Source organism: Noviherbaspirillum sp. (assembly GCF_035254865.1).
In the GTDB taxonomy this organism is placed as follows: domain Bacteria; phylum Pseudomonadota; class Gammaproteobacteria; order Burkholderiales; family Burkholderiaceae_D; genus Noviherbaspirillum.
On sequence record NZ_DATFAF010000022.1, the window covers coordinates 50,081 to 68,926 of the forward strand.

An 18,846-nucleotide genomic window follows, 5' to 3' on the forward strand; every position below is an offset into this window, starting at 1 on the left:
GATGTCCTTGCAGGATTGACAAGGACAGTCTAGCGCGCCGATGCCGAAGCTGCAAAACCAGGCGGATGTGCCTTTCCGCGAAAAAATCGAAAGTGGAATAGTATTGAGGGAATTGGTATGCCAAATCAGGCCGCTTATTAAGCCGACTATCCTGCCGTTTTTCCGATAATTCCGACAATTCAGTATGACCACTCAATCGACTATCGATGCCGTACTTGAAGAGAACTTCAACACGCTTCCGCACCTCGTCCACCTGCACGCGACCGCCAATCCGGCGCGCGATGCCTTCATCCAGGACGGCCAGCGCCTGAGCTTCGCGCAGCTCGATACCCTGATGGACCGGATCGCGGCAGCCTTGCAACGCGACGGCGTGCAGCCGCGCGACGCCATCGCGATTTGTGCCGGCACATCGATTCCCTATGCCGCGGTGTTCCTCGGCAGCCTGCGCGCCGGCGTCGCGGTCGCCCCGCTGGCGCCTTCGTCTTCGCCGCAAAGCCTGGCCTCCATGGCCAGGGATGCGGACGCGCGCGTGCTGTTCGTCGACCAGGCCGTCGCCCAGGCGCTGGAGCCGGTGCGCGACAGCCTGCCGGCGACGATCGTCGCATTGGACGACAGCGCGGCGGGCATCCCGTTCCGCGACTGGCTGGCCGCGCCCGGCGCCCAGCCCAAACCGGTCGACATCCAGCCGGACTGGCCGTTCAACATCATCTATTCCTCCGGCACCACCGGCGCGCCCAAGGGCATCGTGCAGCCGCACTCCATGCGCTGGACGCACATCCAGCGCGCGCGGATCAACAGCTACGACGCGACCGCCGTCACGCTGGTGTCGACGCCGCTGTATTCGAATACCACGCTGGTGAGCTTCCTGCCGACCGTCGGACTGGGCGGCACCACGGTCATGATGGCCAAGTTCGATGCCGGCGCCTTCCTCGCATTGGCGCAACAGCATCGCGTCACGCACGCCATGCTGGTGCCGGTACAATACCAGCGCATCATGGCGCGCGAGGATTTCGGCTCCCATGACCTGTCGCCCTTCCGGATGAAGTTCTGCACCAGCGCGCCTTTTTCGGCGGCGCTCAAGGCCGACATCCTGCAGCGCTGGCCCGGCGGCCTGATCGAGTATTACGGCATGACCGAAGGCGGCGGCACCTGCATGCTGGCCGCGCACGAGTTCCCGCACAAGCTGCACACCGTCGGCAAGCCGGCACCGGGACATGACATCCGCCTGATCGACGACGCCGGCAAGGAAGTCGCGCCGGGCGAACTGGGGGAAGTCGTCGGTCACTCGCCGGCGATGATGGCGGGCTATCACGAGCAGCCCGAAAAGACTGCGGAAGCCGAATGGTACGACCCGAGCGGCAAGCGCTTCATCCGCACCGGCGACGTCGGCCGCTTCGACGAGGACGGCTTCCTGACCCTGATGGACCGCAAGAAGGACATGATCATTTCGGGCGGCTTCAATGTGTATCCGAGCGATCTGGAAGCCGTGCTGATGCAGCATCCGGACGTGGCCGAAGCGGCCGTGGTGGGCGCCCCCTCCACGCGCTGGGGCGAAACGCCGGTTGCGGTCGTGGTGCCGAAGAAGGGTGCGGCGCTGCCGGAACAGGCACTGCTCGAGTGGGCCAACGAGCGCCTCGGCAAGACGCAGCGGCTGGCCGCGGTGCGCATCGCGCCGGTGCTGCCGCGCAGCGCGATCGGCAAGGTATTGAAGCGCGAACTGCGCGACAGTCTCGCCGCCACGCTCGGCCCGCTGTAATCGCAGGGACGACATTCACGTTTTTAGGGACAGTCAACAAACATGCTGGACGATTCACTTTTCAATACCGACGAGATCCTGGGCCTGCTGAAACCTGAGCAGACCGGCGTCGACTGCTTTCGCGGGCAGAGCCATTTCATGGGCAGCCCGAACGTCTTTGGCGGCCAGGTGCTGGGGCAGTCGCTGTATGCCGCTTCCATGACGGTGGAGGGACGGCGGCCGCACTCGCTGCACTCGATGTTCATCCTGCCCGGCAACCACGGCCTGCCGATCGATTACGAGGTCGAGCGCGTGCGCGACGGCGGCTCGTTCAGCACGCGCCGCGTGGTCGCTTCCCAGGAAGGACGCCGCATCTTCGTGATGTCGACGTCGTTCCAGACCGTGGAAGAGGGCTTGTCGCATCAGAAGGACGCGCCGCCGCATCATGCGCCGGAGTCGCTGGCGTCGAGCATCGAATTCTGGAAAAAGCACGCGCTCAACGCGAAACGGCCGTTCCGCCCGGTGCCGGTCGATTTCCGCGCCGACCATGAGGGCGACATCTACAGCGGCCACAAGGGCAAGCCGAGCAAGCAGGTGTGGACCCGCTCGCCGGTCGCGCTGCCGGACGACGTGCTGGTGCATGAGACGCTGTTCGCCTACGTGTCCGACTACGGGTTGTTGTGGACATCCTTGCAGCCGCATAACGTGACCATGGGCGACCCGCGCCTGCAGATCGCCAGCCTCGATCACACCATCTGGTTCCACCGCCCATTCCGCATGGACGAATGGCTGCTGTTCGCGATGGAAAGCCCGAATGCCTCCGGCGGACGCGGATTGTGCCTGGCCCATGTGTACCAGCGCGACGGCACGCTGGTGGCGACGCTGGCGCAGGAGGGCCTGATCCGGCTGCGCGAAAAAACGCAGTAATATTGCGCGCTTGCGCCGTTTTCTCTTCATTACTGGATTCAACATGGATGTTGTCTTGTCGCCGGATGTGCTGGCGATGCTCTTTGCCGCGGCCATGGTCGCCGGCTTCATCGATGCGATCGCCGGCGGCGGCGGTCTGATCACGATTCCGGCGCTGCTGCTGGCGCAGGTTCCGCCGCTGCACACGCTGGCCACCAACAAGCTGCAAGGCAGCTTCGGCTCGCTGACCGCTTCGCTGATGGCGCTGCGCCGCGGACTGGTGACCTGGTCCGACATGCGCATCCTGTTTGCCGCTTCACTGATCGGCGCCGGCTTCGGCGCGTATGCGGTGCAATTCGTCAACGCCAAGACGCTCGATGTCATCATCCCGGTGGTGCTGCTCAGCATCGGCCTGTATTTCATGCTGGCGCCGGGTGCAGGCAGCATCGACGGCCAGCCGCGCATGAACAGCGCCGCCTATCAGGGCGTGGTGGTGCCGGGCATCGGTTTTTACGACGGCATGTTCGGCCCCGGCACCGGCTCGTTCTTCTCGATGGCCGGCGTCGCATTGCGCGGACACAACCTGGTGACCGCAACCGCGCAGGCAAAAGTGCTCAACTTCGCCAGCAACATCGCCTCGCTCGCGGTGTTCATTGCCGGCGGCAAGGTCATGTGGACGGTCGGCGCCACCATGATCGGCGGGCAGGTGATCGGATCATGGGCCGGTTCGCATGCAATGGTGCGCGGCGGCACCAGGCTGATCCGGCCGATGATCGTGACGGTGTGCTGCGTGATGCTGGGACGCTATGCGTGGCAGAAGGGCTGGTTGCTGTTCTGAGCGGAATGGCTTGCGACGGCCAGGGTCGAACGCGGTTCGCGATTGCAGCGGGAGAATGCCATGTACATGGTGTATTGGACGCAAGTTGAAAACCAGCAGGCCATGCCGCACAGTCAGAGTTTCCCGTCGGACGACATGAGCGCGGCGCTGAAATTCATGGAAGCCCTGCGCTCGCGGCAACGTGCCGGCGAGCCGGTCTGCTTCGTCACCATGTGCAGCGAGCACCCCGACTCGGTGGGTTTTCCCGGCGTCGCCGAACCGCATCCGGATTACAACTGGAAGAAGCGCAGAAAATAGCCGCCTTCGCGGCTTGATCCAGATAACGCCACTCCGCAATTTTCTGCCGGAAGTGTCGTTTTTTTCACCAAAATCCACGACAATCGTGCCTTCCTGCGCAGCACGCATCAAAACAGGTCTTTTCTCGTGGAAGCACATCAAGCCTTACCTTATTTGCGCGAGACGCTCATGTTTCTCGTGCTCACCGGCATTCTGATTCCGCTGCTGCAGCGCTGGCGCGTCAACCAGGTGCTGGGTTTTCTCGCGGTCGGCACCGTGGTCGGTCCTTTCGGCCTCGGCCTGCTGGCGCAAGGGGTGCCCTGGCTCGCCTACTTCACCTTCCCGCAGCGCGAAGGCATCAATGTGCTGGCCGACCTCGGCGTCCTTTTCCTGATGTTCATGATCGGCCTGGAGCTGTCGGCCGAGCGGCTGTGGGCCTTGCGCCGCTGGGTATTCGGGGCGGGCAGCGTGCAGGTGGTGTTCAGTGCCACGCTCATCGGCGGCCTGGCCTATGCGTTCGGCAATCCGGTCGACGCGGCGGTCGTCCTCGGCTGCGTGCTGTCGCTCTCGTCCACTGCGGTGGTGATGCAATTGATGACCGAGCGGCGCACGCTCGGCACACCGCTCGGTCAGGCCGGATTCTCGATCCTGATGCTGCAGGATCTGGCCGTGGTCCCGCTGCTGATGCTGATCGATGTCCTGGCCAAGGGCGGCAGCACCGGTGTGTTCGGCCTGGCGGGCTTCACCATGCTGAAATCGGTCGGCGCCATCGTCCTGATCTATTTCCTCGGCCGCCGGGTGATCCGCCCGCTGTTCCATTCCTTCATCCAGCAACGCCAGCCGGATGTGTTCATGGCGCTGACCCTGCTGAGCTCGCTCGGCATCGCCGGACTCACCGCGGCCGCCGGGCTGTCGATGGCCCTTGGTGCATTCCTGGCCGGCCTGTTGCTGGCGGAAACCGAATTCAGGCATGAAGTGGAAGTGACCGTCGAACCCTTCAAGGGCTTGCTGATGGGCTTGTTCTTCATGTCGGTCGGCATGGAAATCGACGTGCGCGAAGTGCTGAAGACACCGCTGCTGCTGCCGCTGTCGGTAGTCGGCCTGTTTCTCATCAAGTCGCTGGTGCTGGCCGTGATTTTCCGCATTGGCGGATTCAGCTGGGGACGCGCGGTCGAAGGCGGGACGCTGCTCGGACAGGGCGGCGAGTTCACCTTTATCGTGGTCGGCACTGCCACCGCTTTGCAACTGCTGAATCCGGCGACCGGCAAATTCATCCTGCTGGTGGTCAGCTTGAGCCTGTTCGCCACGCCCTTCGTGGCCAAGGCCGGACGCGCATTCGGCGATTGGTGGGAGAAACGCCACCCGGACGATATGCCCCACCTGGAGGGCGCCGGACTGGAGCTTGCCGGCGGGCATGTCATCCTCGCGGGATACGGGCGCGTCGGCCAGCTGGTGGCGCAATTGCTGTCGGCGCAAGGCATTCCCTTTGTCGCGGTGGAGTCGAATCCGCGTCTGGTGGCGAAGCTGCATCCGCTCGGCGTGCCGGTATTTTTCGGCGACGCGGCGCGCATCGAACTGCTGCGCAAGGTGCATGCGGATTCGGCGGCGGCGATCGTGTTGACCATGGACCATCCCGCCTCGGCATTGCATGCGGTCAAGGCCATCCGCCGCCTGTATCCGAGGCTGCCGCTGCTGGCGCGTTCGCGCGACGAAAAGCATGCGCAGGCGCTGAAGCAGGCGGGCGCGACGTTCGTGATTCCGGAAACGCTCGAAACCGGGCTGCAACTCTCTGCCTTCGTGCTGCAAACGCTGGGCGTGGAAGAAGGCGCCGCCGCGCACACGATCCAGCTCGAACGCGAACGCCGCATCGCCGACCTGCTCGTTGCCCCTACTATCACCGAGGCAAAATAGGCGCTCATACGGTGTATGCTATGCACTGCATTCATCCCGAACAGGCAAGAAGAAAAGGAGCCCCATGAACATCGCAAATGACGTGACACAACTCATCGGCAACACGCCGCTCGTCCGTATCCGCAAATTGACCAAGGACTGCGTGGCCGACGTGGTCGCGAAGCTGGAGTTCTACAATCCCGCCCACAGCGTGAAGGACCGCATCGGCCTGGCGATGATCGACGCCGCCGAGGCGGCCGGCCAGATCAAGCCGGACACCATCTTCGTCGAGCCGACCAGCGGCAACACCGGCATCGCGCTGGCGATGGTGTGCGCGGCGCGCGGCTACAAATGCGTGCTCACCATGCCCGAGACCATGAGCAAGGAACGCCGCATGCTGTTGCGCGCCTACGGGGCGGAGCTGATTCTCACGCCGGGGCCGGAAGGCATGAACGGCGCGATCAAGAAGGCCGAGGAACTGGTTGCGTCCGATCCGCGCTACGTGATGCCGCAGCAGTTCAAGAATCCGGCCAACCCGGAGATCCATCGCAAGACCACGGCCGAGGAAATCTGGCGCGACACCGACGGCAAGGTCGATATCGTGATTTCCGGCGTCGGCACCGGCGGCACCATCACCGGTGTGGGCGAAGTGATCAAGGCGCGCAAGCCGTCCTTCCAGTGCATCGCGGTGGAACCGGACGCCTCGCCGGTGCTGTCGGGCGGAGCCAAGGGCCCGCACCCGATCCAGGGCCTGGGCGCGGGCTTTGTGCCGGACGTGTTGAACACGAAGATTTACGATGAAGTGGTGCGCGTGAAGAACGACGATGCGTTCGATTTCGCACGCCGCGCGGCGCGCGAGGAAGGCCTGCTGGTCGGCATTTCATCGGGCGCGGCGCTGTGGGCCGCGGTGCAGGTGGCGCGCCGCCCGGAAAACAAGGGCAAGCTGATCGTGACGATCATTCCGTCCTTCGGCGAGCGTTATCTGAGCACGCCTTTGTTCGCCAATCTGGCGGACTGAAGCAGATCGGAAAGCGGGGCGGGAAGTTCCGCTTTCCGAATCAGGATGTTCTTGTCAGGATCGATTGCGCGACGCGGCGCGCGCTCGGCAAAAAGCGCGCGATGGTCGCCAGCAGTTCGTCCTCTCCCACCGGCTTGCCGAGATAGGCATCGCATCCGGCCCAGGTACCACGAAACTTGTCGAACGCCGATGACTTGCTGCTCAGCATCACCACCGCCGCTTCTTTCGTCGCCGGGCTGGCCTTGATGCGCTTGCACACCTGGTAGCCGTCCATGCCGGGCATCAGGATATCGAGGAAGATGCAGGTATAGCGCTTGGCCTGCGCCATGTCGATGGCCATCTCGCCGTTCTCCGCATAGTCGACGTCGAAGCGAAAGGGCGCGAGCCGGGTCCGCATGAAGGCGCGCACGGTCGCGCTGTCGTCGACCACCAGTACCGATTCCATCGGATTGGTTTCGAGAAAAACCGGAGGCGGCACCACGATCTTGTCGGTCGCACGGCGGAAGGTACGGCCATCCCACTGCCCCTCCTCGTCGCGCTGCGCGCGCCGCTGCAAGGCTTCCTGCATCTGGCGGTCGAGCTGCTCGAACAGGCGCATCCAGTGAATCGGCTTTTCCACTACCGGCCATGCGCCTTCGGAAGCAACGCGCCCGATCAAAACCGCCGGCGCGACCATGCTGGGCGAACGCTGCTGCATCAGCCTGATGGCATCGGGATTGTCTGCATTGACGAGGTAAATGTCGGCGCGTTCATTCGGCGCGGCCGGTTCCGCATAACAGTAGCTGCGGCGCCCGGTCAGCCGGAAGGTGGATGCCAGCATGGTCTTTTCCGCGGCCGAGAAGCCGAGCATCTCAAGCACGAAACGGCGGGTGCCGGTTTGAACAGCCTCAGATTGGAGTGCGAGGTTCATCATGGTTAGCGGCCTGTGAAAAGGTTCGTCGCCGTGCGACAAGCGCATCGTTGCAGAAATGATAACACAGGTCAAAATTCACTCTTCTTTTTTGGGGCTATGCCGACCAGGGTTCGCGTCCTCAGCCAGCCGTATGAAAAAATCCGATAATGGTGGCCTCGAAATGTGGATGGGACAGACATGAGCGACTTTCGCAGCGACACCGTGACACAACCCACCGCCGCGATGAAGCAGGCGATGCTGGATGCGCCATTGGGCGACGATGTATTCGGCGAGGATCCGAGCGTCAACCGACTGCAGGAACTGGCGGCCGGGATGCTCGGTTTCGAGGCGGCCCTGCTGGCGCCGAGCGGCACGCAATCGAACCTGATCGCGCTGATGACGCACTGCCAGCGCGGCGACGAAGCAATCGTCGGGCAGCAATGGCACACCTACCGCTGGGAAGCGGGCGGCATGGCGGTGCTGGGCTCGATCCAGCCGCAGCCGCTGGAACACCAGGCCGATGGCAGCATCGCGCTGGCCGATATCGAGGCGGCGATCAAGCCGGACGATCCGCATTTCGCAAGGACGCGTCTGGTCACTTTGGAAAACACCACCGGCGGCAAGGTGCTGCCGCTGTCGTACATGCGCGAGGTGCAGGCCCTTGCCGCGCGCCGCGGCCTGCGCACGCATATCGACGGGGCGCGCCTGTTCAATGCGGCAGTCGCGCTTGCGCAGGCAGACGCCGGCGATCCGGTGCAGCAGGCGCGCGAGATCTGCCGCGGCTACGATTCGGTTTCCGTTTGCCTTTCCAAGGGACTGGGCGCGCCGATCGGATCGCTGCTGCTGGGTTCAAGGGAGTTCATCCAGCAGGCGCGGCGCCTGCGCAAGATGCTGGGTGGCGGCATGCGCCAGTCCGGTCTCATCGCGGCCGCAGGCATGCATGCCCTTCAACATCACGTGCATCGGCTGGCGGATGATCACGTCAATGCGCGCGCGCTGGCGGATGGCTTGTCGCGAGTCGTTCAATCCAATGCGAGGCTGGCGGGCAAGGCCGTCGCCCACGACGCGCAAACCAATATCGTGTTCTTCGATGTCGAATCCGGTCTTGCCGATGCGCTGCTGCAGCACCTCGCCGACAACAAGGTGAAGGTCACGTCCAGCACGCAACGCCTGAAGAACCAGACGATGAAACGCATCCGCTGGGTCACGCATCTGGATGTGACGAACGGCGATGTGGAACGCGCCGTCCAGGTGATGGCGGCGTTCTGAGAGGGTCTTGAAAACCTGCTGCTAAGCCAGCCAGGCACGGACCTGCGCATACACCTCCGCGCTGCTGAGCAAGTCCAGGTGGCCGAGGCCGAAGCCGCTCCATTGCCGGTCTGGCGAGAATTCCAGGCAGCGCGCCGGATCGGCGTGCCGCCCGAGTGCGCTGTCGAGCGGCACCAGTCCATCGCCCAGCACGCGCTCCGTGAATTCGCTGCTTTTCTTGCTGAGCACCGCGGCCAGCGCATAGCAGAGCACGCCGTCCGGCAAGGGCAGCGGCCGGCGCGAGTCGGGAGCACGGACGAAACGGTCGCGTCCTTCCCAATCTTCATCGAGCACGTTGCCGTGTCGCAGGTCGGTGATTCCGGCACTGCGAATTTTTCCGAGGCGCGCGAACGGTGCTGCATAAGGCGAGGCTTCGAGCAGGATGTCGACCCAGTTGCCGGCACGCTCCAGCGGTGCGCCGTGATGCGGCGTGCCGAGGAACACCAGCTTGCGCAGCAACGGCAGCCAGGCAGTCCGCTCCTGCGCCGCGTAGTAGCAGGCGCTGCGCGCCACCAGTCCGCCCATGCTGTGGCAAACGAGGGTGAGCTCCTCGATTGGGTGCGGCCATTCCTTTACCAGGTTCTGCAAGAGCGCGGCCAGCGCATGGCCGTTGGCCGAGATGTGCAGGCCGCTGTTGTAATGCAAATAAAGCGGCGTGTAGCCCAGATCGCGCGCCAGCGCCGCGCCGTGGTCGTGGCCCTTGCGCAGCCATTGCAGATCGTTCATGCACAGGCCATGCGCGAGCACCATCAGCTTGCGGCCTGCTTTCGGAAACGTCGCGCGCAGGGACTGCCGTTCCAGCAGCAATGGCTGACCGGCTTGGCGAAACTGCATGGGAATGGCCAGCGGATTATTGCCTCGCGCCATGTAATCCCCGAGCACGCCGTTCAATGCAGCGAGCACTGCTTCACGCTCCGGCGTCGACGCGTGTTCGCCGAAATAGGGATTCAGCTTCGCAAGCGCCGTGTCGATACCGCCGCCGGCGAAACGTGCCAGGCCGCGCACCGCGTTATAGATGAGACCGGATAGGCCGCTCGTGCGCTCCTTCGGCTGCGCTCCGGGCATGCGCACGACCGAGCCGTGCATTGCCTCTACCAGGTCGGTGACGCCGAGTGTCGCTTCGGTAGCAAGACTGACGAGCGCGCGGAGATCGGACAAGTGAATGTGGCGCTCTTTTTTCATGGAAATTCTTTCTTCCTGTATCGGGCAATTCGTTCGGAAAATCGTGGAACCGGTCGGAAAGGTGCCTGTCAGAAGCCCCTGTACGTCAGGCAAATTTGCATGGATGAAAAATTGGCTTGACCATTTATCACTCATGACAGGAATCAATTAGTGAAGAAAACCCTCGCAGCTCTCGGTGTCCTCGCCGCAACATTCGCCGCCGCCAATGCCCGTGCCGATATCGGCGTGGCCGGCGAAGTCGGTACCACCGGCTTCGGCTTCCATGCGACCATCCCGCTGACTCCCAACGTCAATGCGCGCGTCGGCCTCGGCTATCTCGGCTATTCCTACAGCGGCCGCACCAGCGACATGGACTACGACTTGAACCTGAAGGCCAAGACCTATGACGCCTTGCTCGACTGGTATCCGCAAAAGGACAGCAGCTTCCGCATCACCACCGGACTTGCCTACAACGGCAACCGCATCGACGTGCAGGGACGCTCGAATGCGAGCGGGCGTTACACGATTCAGGGTAACACCTATGACGCAACGAGCTTCGGAAAAGTGACCGGAAAAGTCGATTTCAACAAGGTCGCGCCCTATCTCGGCATCGGCTGGGGCCGGCCGTCACAAAAGGACAAGGGCTGGTCGTTCGCGACCGATATCGGCGTACTGTTCCAGGGTTCGCCGAAGACGACGCTGACCAACAGCGGCTGCACCGCGCCGGCGGCAATGTGCAATCAGTTTGCCAATGACGTGGCAAAGGAAAACGCCGCGCTGCGCGATGAAGTGGGCAAGCTCAAGCTCTACCCGGTGCTGCGGGTCGGCATCAACTACAAGTTCTGACCGTCAGGCGGGGTCGCTGTGTGCTAGGTCTCCAGCAGAGAACGCAGCATCCACGCGGTCTTCTCATGCACCTGCATGCGCTGCGTCAGCAAGTCCGCGGTCGACTCGTCGCCGGCCTGGTCGACCGCCTTGAACATTGCGCGTGCGGTACGCACCACGGTTTCCTGATCCTGCACCAGTTGCCGGATCATCTCCTGTGCTTTCGGCACACCGTCCGGTTCGTTGACGGAGCTCAAGCGCGCAAAATCGCCGTAGGTGCCCGGCGCCGGGCTGCCGAGTGCGCGAATCCGCTCGGCAATCAGGTCCACCGCCTGCGCTAGCTCGGTGTACTGCGTTTCAAACATCAGATGCAGGGTCTGGAACATCGGTCCGGTAACGTTCCAGTGAAAGTTATGCGTTTTCAGATAGAGCGTGTAGGTATCGGCCAGCAAGCGCGATAGACCATCGACGATGGCACGCCTGTCCTGTTCGGAAATACCGATGTCGATTTGCATGATGAGCCTCTCCTGAGCGATTGATCTATCGATACGACAGCCGCCCGCTGCCGGGGTTCGCGCATGGACTTGATTCAGGCGAAGAAGCTTCGGGATTTCCTTGCGCTTGCGTCACGGCATGCAGGCAAGCGGTCCGACATGCCCCGCCGCGAGGCGTGCAACGCTCGGCTCATACCGCTTCTGCGGTGCCCCAGTAGTTGTAGGTCAAGGGCCGCGGCCCCGGCAAGTACACGGTCTGCATGTCACGCGATTGAAACCCGGCTTCGCGCAGCAGCGCCGGAATGTCTCTGTCCAGGTGGCATCCGCCCGCGATCTTTGACCATAGCGGCGTGAGGCGATGTTGCCATGCCTGGATCGAGGGTTCGGGCGCCAGTCCATGTTCGCAAAAGACAAGCTTGCCGCCACGCTTGAGGACGCGGCGCATTTCCTTCAGAGCCGCCACCGGATCGGGAATGGTGCACAGGGAATACGTGACCAGCACGGTATCAAAGCTCTCTGCTTCAAAGGGAATCCGTTCGGCAGACAAGCCGACGAGCTCGACGGGGATGCCCGCACTGCGTGCCCGCTTGCGTGCCAGCGGATGCATCTCCACGCCGGGGTCGAGGCCGATAATGGTCTGCACTTGCGCGCGGTCATAGTGTTCCAGATTCAATCCTGTGCCGATACCGATCTCCAGCACGCGCCCCTTCGCCAGAGGAATCAGCTGATGGCGCTGACGCCATACCGGCCTGAGGCCGCAAGCAAAGTCGAGGAGCCGGGGGAGCAGGTGGCGCTCATACCAGTTGGGGGCGGAGGCGTTCATGTCTGTGTCCATGAAGTTGAGTCCTGTTTGGACAAGGTGGCAGGCGAAGCGTGCGGCTTGCGCGCTCACGCGGTGCGGGCTCCCGCTGCAAGCTTGACGGGAAGCAGCGCGATGTCCGGCAGATTTTCCGCCACCTCCTTCACCGACGCGTACTTTCGCAACACTTCCAGGACCTGCGGCAATGGCGCAGTCCATAGCTCCGGCAGATCCCGCTCCTGCGTGCTCAATACAGGGAAAGCCAATCTCTCTATTGGCGGGCAGAACTGCGCATCGACGCCCGGCTTGTTGCCTCGCGCATCGATGCGATACCAGCCGTGATTGTTCAGATGAACAGCGTTCAAGCCGTGCAGGCAGAAGGGCGGGCCTTCGGTACCGACGGCCAGTCGCTGGTAGCACAGGGCTGTCGGAACGCCGTTCGCGCGCAGCAGCGCGGCCAGCAAATGGCTCTTGGCGTAGCAATAGCCGGTGCCATGCTCGAGCACCTCGGATGCGCGGCAAGTGACCGGATCGAGCTGGAAATCCCCGCTATGCTTGATCGCATCGCGAACGAATTCAAAGCAGTTGCGGACGATGTCTTCCTCGGAGCCGCAGCCTTGCGCCAGATCGGCGGCCTTCCTTTTTACCTGCGGGTGGTCGCCGTCGATATATTCGCTGCATGCCAGATAGGGGCTCATGTCGGGCGATGTGTTCATGTGACGGCGCGCATCGAAAAGGCGACGAGGGCCAGGCCGATTGCAGCGGGAAGCGCCTGGACAAAGAGAATCTTGCGGCTCGCGGTGGCGGCGCCGTACACGCCGGCGACCAACACGCAAGACAAGAAAAAAATCTTGATGCTTGCTCCGCCCGCACCTGACCACAGCCCCCAAATCAGCCCGGCTGCCAAAAAGCCGTTGTAGAGCCCCTGGTTGGCGGCCAGCACCTTGGATGCCCTGGCTTGCTCCAGCGTCTGGCCAAATGCCTTGAGCCCGGCGGGCTTGTCCCAGAGGACCATTTCCAGCACAAGAAAATACAGGTGCAGCAGGGCGACGAGACCCACAACGATGTCGGCGGCGATATTCATGTTGAATCCTTCGTTCAATTTTGCGGGGTCAGGTTTCAATCAGGTGCAATACCTTCTTGCTGCATTCTGTCTTTCAGTCTTTGGATGTATTCATCCAGGAACATGATCTTGATCCGCTCCGCCCAATCGGTGTAGCCGTAAATCAAAAGGCTTTGTGTCGTGTCGAACTGCAGAAAGTCATTCACATTCTTGATGCTGCTCTTTATGTAGTTCGAATAAACGATCGGGAATTTCTGTTTCAAAGCGGCGCGTGCAGCGTCCTGCGACGATTCGTTTCCAGTTACCGGCCCGCCGACGAGATACAGGGCCAACTGCCAGACCACGTAATCCAGGTTCGGGCCGTACAGCGGAGCCGACCCGGACAGATCCGACGTAGGCACAAAGACATATCGGCTCGATGGGTCATACCTTTTCGCCAAAGCATCTGCAAGATAGTCCTTGAGTTTCGCAAGGGCAGCGGGTAAAGCCGCAGCTTGATCGTTTTCCAAATCCGGCATCCAAATCTCCTCATGTGATCGAGTCGTTGTCCACGTTCATAGCATGCATTACAACAAATATAACATTGCCTGAATTGCAGGATTGCCTCGCCCGCAGCATCCCCCAGCAAGTCACCTCGCTTAATTATCAACAAACAAGAAACAGTGTCGTTCCATTCAGGCTGTTTATCTACCAGGTTAGCAGCAATAGAATGTCTTCGTCCTAACACGTACCGTCCCGGCCCAGAGCAATGAACCATCCGATCAAAGCCATTTGCCCATCCCTGTCGAGCCGTCCAGAGACCGCTGCACGCATGCCGTCCGCGGCACGCGAGCTGAGCCTGACCTATCACGCGTTCGAGGTCTTCGCATCGCGCCACTTGCGTGAGCTCGGCCTGACGCCGGGTCAGTTTTCGGTGATGTCGGTGCTCGCGAAGGGCACGGACATTTCATGCAAGGCGCTCGGCCAGCAGGCGGGAATTACCAAGGGCACGCTGACCGGGATCGTGGACAGGCTGGAGCAAAAGGGACTGGCGCGGCGCAGCACGTCGCCGCAGGACCGCCGCTCCAGCGTCGTGAACCTCACCGACGAAGGCCGGGTGACCTTCGAGCGGGTAGCCAATCACCATTTCGCCTATTTGCAGGAGGCGTTTGCCGGATTCGATCATGAAGACCTCAGCAGCTTCGAAGCCAGCTTCCGCCGTTTTCGGGAATTTTTCAACCAAGCTTTGCGTCACTAAAGGAATCAGCAACATGTCTCACTCCGCACTTCGCTCCCTGTCCTCCATCATCGCTGTTGCCGGCCTTGCGCTGTCGGCGTCCGCTTTCGCAGCCAACCCGGCACCGGCCGGCAACTACAAGATCGATCCGGTCCACTCGGTCGCCTACTTCGAAATCGGCCATCTCGGCGGCATCAGCCGTTTCATGGGCCGCTTCAATGACATGTCCGGCGACCTGGTCGTCGATACGCCCGAAAAGAGCAAGATCAAGGTCGAAATCAAGACCGACAGCATCGACACCAAGCATGAGCCGCTGGAAAAGCATTTGAAGAGCCCCGACTTCTTCAATGCGGTGCAGTTTCCGACGATGAGCTTCACCTCGTCTGCCGTGACGCTGAACGCAGCCGGTGAAGGCACGCTGGCCGGCAACCTGAACCTGCATGGCGTGACCAAGCCGGTCACCCTCAAGCTCAAGCAGATCGGTTCGGGCAAGGGCATGAAGGGCGAGACACGCGTCGGCTACGTCGCCAGCGGCACCATCAAGCGCACCGACTTCGGCATGAACTATGGCGTGCCGGGCGCAGCCACCGATGAAGTCGATCTGCACATCAACATCGAAGCAATCAAGCAGTAATGCCTGCGCGCCGGCTTCACGTCGAGGCCGGCGCCTGCCCATTCTTGCAGCAAGGAGTTCCGCCATGCCCAACCCGTCCTTTGTCATTCCGCTGCTCTTGCAAAGCGCCGTGCTTCCCTTCGGCGTGACGCTCGCGCTGCTGTTCGCCTTGCGTCGTCACGCTGCCGTCTCGGCGATCGCCTTGGGCGCGGGTTTCATCGCCGCCTATTTCGCGATCCTGCACGCGCAGTGGTCGGCTGTGCCGCATCAGTCGCTCGACTGGGTGCCGGCGATCGCGCTGCTCGGCACACTGAGCGCGGTGGCCATTGAACGCAGCAGGCATGCCGGAATACGGATGATGGCGCGCTTTGCCTTGGCGCTGCTGGCTGCCGCTGCGGTGGGCTGGTTCGGACTGGAAGGGCTGGGCCTGGCGAAAGTGGCGCTCGCTGCGGTACTGACCGCCGCGCTGGTCTGCGCCGCGTGGACCTATCTGGGCGACGCCGCACAGTACCGGCCCACGCCGTCGCTGTCGATGATGGTTGTGGCGGGCGGCGCCGGACTGGTGTTGCTGCTCGATTCAAGCCAGGCCATCGGCCAGTTGAGCGGCGCGCTCGCATCCTGCCTTGCGGCGGGTCTCGCGTTCAATTTCCGGCGCGTGCGTGCGTCGTTTTCCGACGCGGCGGCCGGCGTCGCGGTGCTGCTGCTTGGCGTGCTGCTGATGAATGCGTATCTGTATGCCGGTTTGTCGCTGGCTTACGTCGCCCTGCTGGTTGCCGGCCTGCTTGCCGATCCGCTGGTGCATGCGTTCAATCGCTGGCGCGCACGTTGCGGCGGCGCGGGATCGTGGTTCACCGCCACGATACTGGCAGCGATTCCGGTGCTGTGCACGATCGGGCTGGCGATCAAGGCGGCGCAGGACGCGGGCGGCTATTGAAAATGGAATTCGAAACGAAGGTTTCGGACAGCGCGCGGACGGCGTGTCCGCGCAGGTACAGCAATTTTGTTTAACGAAAGGTTTCTATGAGCAGTCAAGCAATCGTTGCAAGCAAGACGCCGCATGCGGTGGATGTGGAAGCAGGCAAGGACTATTACTGGTGCAGTTGCGGTCGCAGCAAGGCGCAGCCCTTCTGCGACGGCAGCCATCAAGGCACCACGTTTACGCCGCAGAAATACACGGCCGCGGAAAGCAAGACCGTGTATTTTTGCGGCTGCAAGCAGAGCGCCAGTTCGCCGCTGTGCGACGGCGCGCACAAGCAGCTATAGAACTCATTGCACCAGTTGGAAGGCCCGCGTTCGCTCCAGAATCGGGGCTGGCAAGGCGCGCGACGCGTCAAATAGCGGTGTCTATTTGCAAGGAGCGCAACGCTGGCAGCGCCGATTCTGGTGCGAACCCTCCGGGAAGGTGGTCTGGACGGCGCATTGCGGCGTTGCGACGCTAGCGCAGGGGGCCACCCTGCGCGTCGCGCCGCGCCTTGCACTGCATCCGTCCAGACCACCTTCGCGAGCCCTCCAACTGGTGAAATGAGTTCTATCACCATTCGCTCTTGAGCGCCAGCGCCGCAGCCACGAAGTCGACGAAGGTGCGCACCTTCGCCGACAAGTGCTTGCGGCTCGGGTACACGGCGTAGATGCCGAGCTCGCCCGAGCTGTACTCGCCGAGCACTTCCACCAGTCGCCCCGCGCGAATATCTTCTCCCACCAGAAACAGCGGTTGCCGAATCAGGCCGACGCCGCCGAGGGCCGCCAGCCGGATCATGTCGCCGTTGGTCGCACGCAAGCTGCCTGCCACCTTGACCGTGTGCGTGCCGCCCGGCCCGCTCATCTTCCAGTCGTCGCCGGTCGCCGCATAGCTGTACATCAGGCAGTTGTGATGCGCCAGGTCGGCCGGCGTGCCGGGCATGCCGTGGCGCTTCAGGTACTCGGGTGCGCCGCAGATGGCGATGCGGTCGGAGGCAAGTTTCTTGGCGATCAGGCCTGACTCCGGCATCAAGCCGATGCGCACCGCCAGGTCCAGTCCTTCCTCGATCAGATCGACGCGGCGATCGTTCAGCAGCAGATCGACCTTCACGTCCGGGTACTGCTTCATGTAGTCCGACACGATCGGCCCCATGTGCAGGATGCCAAAGGACACCGGCATGGTCAGACGCAAGGTGCCGTGCGGCGCTTCGGTGTGGCGCACCGCGCCTTCTTCCGCTTCGCTGATATCGGCCAGGATCTGCGCGCAGCGGTCGTAATAGCTGGTGCCCGATTCGGTCAGAGTCAGCTTGCGCGTGGTGCGCTGGAGCAAGCGCGTGCCGAGATGTTCTTCGAGGTGCGCGACATATTTCGACGCCATCGCGCGCGATATGTCGAGGCGGTCGGCCGCAGCCGCGAAGCTGCCGGTGTCGACCACGGCGGCAAACACCTTCATACTGGTGAGAGTGTCCAAATTCGACCTTGCTGGAGTGGATGGGCGCTGCATCGGACGGGCGTGGAAGCGCTCATCGCTTCGTTCAGGATTTGAACCGCCGCAGCATTGCCTGCATGCAGCTATCTTGCCATGGCTGAAGGGGGAGGGCAATGCGCGTCGCCCCGACCGGCATGCGGTCGAGCAGATGCTTCATCTGCAGCGTCTCGGCGACGCGCTCGACGATGATGTCCTGCTCCTTCTCCAGTACCTTGCGAATGTTCAGACCGAAGGAGATGTTCTCGCGTACCGTCATGGTCGGATACAGCGCGTACGACTGGAAGGCTATGGCGATGTCGCGCGACTTCGGCGGCACATTGTTGACCACGCGATCGCCGGCCAGGATCAGGAACTGTCCGTGATCGATGTCCATGTTGATGCCCTTGAGGACCTCGCTCCCGTTCGGGTACACCTTGCGCGCATTGCGTATCGATAAGTTGGCCATTCATCTTGTCTCCTCTAAGCTTTGACGGCGCCGGCGGTCAGCCCGCGCACGAAGTACTTGCCCGCGACCAGGTAGATCAGGAGCGTGGGCAGCGCCGCGATGATCGCAGCCGACATGTTGACGTTGTATTCCTTGACCCCGGTCGAGGTGTTGACCAGGTTGTTCAATGCGACCGTGATCGGCTGCGCGTCCGAGCCGCCGATCACCACGCCGGACAGGAAGTCGTTCCAGATCTGCGTAAACTGCCAGATGAAGCACACCATGAAGCTCGGCAGCGAGAGCGGGAAGATGATCCTGCGATAGATCATGAAGAAGCCCGCGCCGTCGATGCGCGCCATCGGCAGGATGACGACCTGGAAGGGGATGAAGCAGCCCACCGTCAATGCGGTGAACACGATCTCGGAACCCCGGAGGCGCCAGTGCGACAGGACGTAGCCGTTGAGCGAGCCGATCATGGTCGAGATCAGCACCGCGGGCACCGCCATGTAGACCGAGTTCAAGAAGAAGGGAGCCAGGCCGTCGCAGCGCACGCCGGTGCAGGCATTGCCGGTCGACTGGTTGAGTCAGGCCCTGGCCGGACTCCGGCCGGGCAGCGACGCCGTGCCCTTGCTTGACGAGAATGCCGCGACCAGCCTCGCGCAAGGACTGCGCAAGGTGCTGGCAAAGGCCGACCCGTGGCGGCCGACCATGCGGTTCGCCGTCGCAAGGACTGGCTGATTTTCCCGCTGGCAGCGGCGGCCGCTCCGGAAAGCCGTGCGCCTGCCCTTGCTCCGCAAGCGGTCGAGCGCGGCGAGCGCTATTACCTGGCGCAGGAGGCGCGGCTGAAAGGTTTGAAGCGTCTGCGCGAGCAGAATCTGATCGACGAGCAGGAGTATCAGGCCAAGCGCAGCGAAATCCTCAAGGCCTGGTAGCGCAGGTTTG

22 protein-coding genes and 2 pseudogenes are annotated in these 18,846 nt (G+C 62.6%); 14 read left to right on the forward strand and 10 right to left on the reverse strand.

Translation table 11 applies throughout. From position 1 onward, the window contains the following. The first annotated feature begins 184 nt into the window (after positions 1-184). The 6 genes from VJ651_RS06170 (at position 185) to cysK (ending at position 6,663) form a co-directional block, all read left to right on the forward strand. Complete coding sequence (locus VJ651_RS06170; RefSeq protein ID WP_324106594.1) at positions 185-1,756, forward strand: class I adenylate-forming enzyme family protein; 1,572 nt, start codon at positions 185-187, stop codon at positions 1,754-1,756. A gap of 42 nt (positions 1,757-1,798) precedes the next feature. Then, positions 1,799-2,662 (forward strand): acyl-CoA thioesterase II, encoded by an 864-nt coding sequence (locus tag VJ651_RS06175; protein WP_324106595.1) that lies wholly within the window; start codon positions 1,799-1,801, stop codon positions 2,660-2,662. 43 nt (positions 2,663-2,705) lie between these two features. Next, complete coding sequence (locus VJ651_RS06180; RefSeq protein WP_324106596.1) at positions 2,706-3,479, forward strand: TSUP family transporter; 774 nt, start codon at positions 2,706-2,708, stop codon at positions 3,477-3,479. Between the two features lie 60 nt (positions 3,480-3,539). Further along, positions 3,540-3,776 carry a hypothetical protein gene (locus VJ651_RS06185; protein ID WP_324106597.1) on the forward strand — a complete coding sequence of 79 codons (237 nt, stop codon included), beginning with the start codon at positions 3,540-3,542 and terminating at the stop codon, positions 3,774-3,776. Between the two features lie 168 nt (positions 3,777-3,944). Continuing rightward, positions 3,945-5,666, forward strand: coding sequence for a cation:proton antiporter (locus VJ651_RS06190; RefSeq protein ID WP_324106598.1), 1,722 nt, complete (start codon positions 3,945-3,947; stop codon positions 5,664-5,666). A 64-nt stretch (positions 5,667-5,730) separates the two neighbouring features. After that, positions 5,731-6,663 (forward strand): cysteine synthase A, encoded by a 933-nt coding sequence (gene cysK / locus VJ651_RS06195; protein WP_136419164.1) that lies wholly within the window; start codon positions 5,731-5,733, stop codon positions 6,661-6,663. A gap of 40 nt (positions 6,664-6,703) precedes the next feature. On the opposite strand, the gene VJ651_RS06200 is transcribed toward cysK, so the two are convergent. Further along, complete coding sequence (locus VJ651_RS06200) at positions 6,704-7,576, reverse strand: response regulator transcription factor (RefSeq protein ID WP_324106599.1); 873 nt, start codon at positions 7,574-7,576, stop codon at positions 6,704-6,706. A 177-nt stretch (positions 7,577-7,753) separates the two neighbouring features. Here VJ651_RS06200 and ltaE point away from each other — a divergent pair, with 177 nt between their 5' ends. Beyond that, positions 7,754-8,824: a low-specificity L-threonine aldolase gene (gene ltaE, locus VJ651_RS06205; RefSeq protein WP_324106600.1), complete on the forward strand. Its 1,071-nt coding sequence runs from the start codon at positions 7,754-7,756 to the stop codon at positions 8,822-8,824. A gap of 21 nt (positions 8,825-8,845) precedes the next feature. Here ltaE and VJ651_RS06210 read toward each other — a convergent pair whose 3' ends face one another. Beyond that, complete coding sequence (locus VJ651_RS06210; RefSeq protein ID WP_324106601.1) at positions 8,846-10,045, reverse strand: esterase/lipase family protein; 1,200 nt, start codon at positions 10,043-10,045, stop codon at positions 8,846-8,848. Positions 10,046-10,195: 150 nt separating this feature from the next. Here VJ651_RS06210 and VJ651_RS06215 point away from each other — a divergent pair, with 150 nt between their 5' ends. Next, complete coding sequence (locus VJ651_RS06215; RefSeq protein ID WP_324106602.1) at positions 10,196-10,870, forward strand: hypothetical protein; 675 nt, start codon at positions 10,196-10,198, stop codon at positions 10,868-10,870. A gap of 23 nt (positions 10,871-10,893) precedes the next feature. Here VJ651_RS06215 and VJ651_RS06220 read toward each other — a convergent pair whose 3' ends face one another. From VJ651_RS06220 to VJ651_RS06240, 5 genes are all read right to left on the reverse strand, one after another. Continuing rightward, positions 10,894-11,364, reverse strand: a complete 471-nt coding sequence (locus VJ651_RS06220; protein ID WP_414691315.1) for a Dps family protein — start codon at positions 11,362-11,364, stop codon at positions 10,894-10,896. Between the two features lie 169 nt (positions 11,365-11,533). Then, positions 11,534-12,166, reverse strand: coding sequence for a class I SAM-dependent methyltransferase (locus VJ651_RS06225; RefSeq protein ID WP_324106603.1), 633 nt, complete (start codon positions 12,164-12,166; stop codon positions 11,534-11,536). Between the two features lie 65 nt (positions 12,167-12,231). Next, entirely contained in the window at positions 12,232-12,858 is a 627-nt protein-coding gene (locus VJ651_RS06230) for a transglutaminase family protein (protein WP_324106604.1), read from the reverse strand. Then, positions 12,855-13,226 (reverse strand): DUF1304 domain-containing protein, encoded by a 372-nt coding sequence (locus VJ651_RS06235; protein WP_324106605.1) that lies wholly within the window; start codon positions 13,224-13,226, stop codon positions 12,855-12,857. Before VJ651_RS06235 ends, VJ651_RS06230 begins: the two co-directional genes overlap by 4 nt. Before the next feature lie 35 nt (positions 13,227-13,261). Then, positions 13,262-13,723, reverse strand: coding sequence for a hypothetical protein (locus tag VJ651_RS06240; protein ID WP_324106606.1), 462 nt, complete (start codon positions 13,721-13,723; stop codon positions 13,262-13,264). 230 nt (positions 13,724-13,953) lie between these two features. On the opposite strand from VJ651_RS06240, the gene VJ651_RS06245 reads away from it, so the two are divergent. From VJ651_RS06245 to VJ651_RS06260, 4 genes are all read left to right on the forward strand, one after another. Then, complete coding sequence (locus VJ651_RS06245) at positions 13,954-14,442, forward strand: MarR family transcriptional regulator (protein ID WP_324106607.1); 489 nt, start codon at positions 13,954-13,956, stop codon at positions 14,440-14,442. 13 nt (positions 14,443-14,455) lie between these two features. Beyond that, positions 14,456-15,055 (forward strand): YceI family protein, encoded by a 600-nt coding sequence (locus VJ651_RS06250; RefSeq protein ID WP_324106608.1) that lies wholly within the window; start codon positions 14,456-14,458, stop codon positions 15,053-15,055. Positions 15,056-15,119: 64 nt separating this feature from the next. Then, a complete protein-coding gene (locus tag VJ651_RS06255) occupies positions 15,120-15,968 on the forward strand; it encodes a hypothetical protein (RefSeq protein ID WP_324106609.1) in 849 nt (282 codons plus the stop codon). Between the two features lie 86 nt (positions 15,969-16,054). Next, positions 16,055-16,297: a CDGSH iron-sulfur domain-containing protein gene (locus VJ651_RS06260; protein WP_324106610.1), complete on the forward strand. Its 243-nt coding sequence runs from the start codon at positions 16,055-16,057 to the stop codon at positions 16,295-16,297. Positions 16,298-16,565: 268 nt separating this feature from the next. Here the strand turns inward: VJ651_RS06260 and VJ651_RS06265 are convergent, their stop codons facing one another. The 3 genes and pseudogenes from VJ651_RS06265 to VJ651_RS06275 form a co-directional block, all read right to left on the reverse strand. Continuing rightward, a complete protein-coding gene (locus VJ651_RS06265; RefSeq protein WP_324106611.1) occupies positions 16,566-17,462 on the reverse strand; it encodes a LysR family transcriptional regulator in 897 nt (298 codons plus the stop codon). A gap of 148 nt (positions 17,463-17,610) precedes the next feature. Further along, a pseudogene (locus VJ651_RS06270) lies at positions 17,611-17,925 on the reverse strand (sugar ABC transporter ATP-binding protein); the annotation flags it as partial. Positions 17,926-17,939: 14 nt separating this feature from the next. Continuing rightward, positions 17,940-18,467: pseudogene (locus VJ651_RS06275) on the reverse strand (carbohydrate ABC transporter permease); the annotation flags it as partial. 1 nt (position 18,468) lies between these two features. On the opposite strand from VJ651_RS06275, the gene VJ651_RS06280 reads away from it, so the two are divergent. Beyond that, positions 18,469-18,642 carry a hypothetical protein gene (locus VJ651_RS06280; protein ID WP_324106612.1) on the forward strand — a complete coding sequence of 58 codons (174 nt, stop codon included), beginning with the start codon at positions 18,469-18,471 and terminating at the stop codon, positions 18,640-18,642. Next, positions 18,600-18,836 (forward strand): hypothetical protein, encoded by a 237-nt coding sequence (locus VJ651_RS06285; RefSeq protein WP_324106613.1) that lies wholly within the window; start codon positions 18,600-18,602, stop codon positions 18,834-18,836. The genes VJ651_RS06280 and VJ651_RS06285 overlap by 43 nt, the downstream gene beginning before the upstream one ends. Positions 18,837-18,846: the final 10 nt, after the last annotated feature.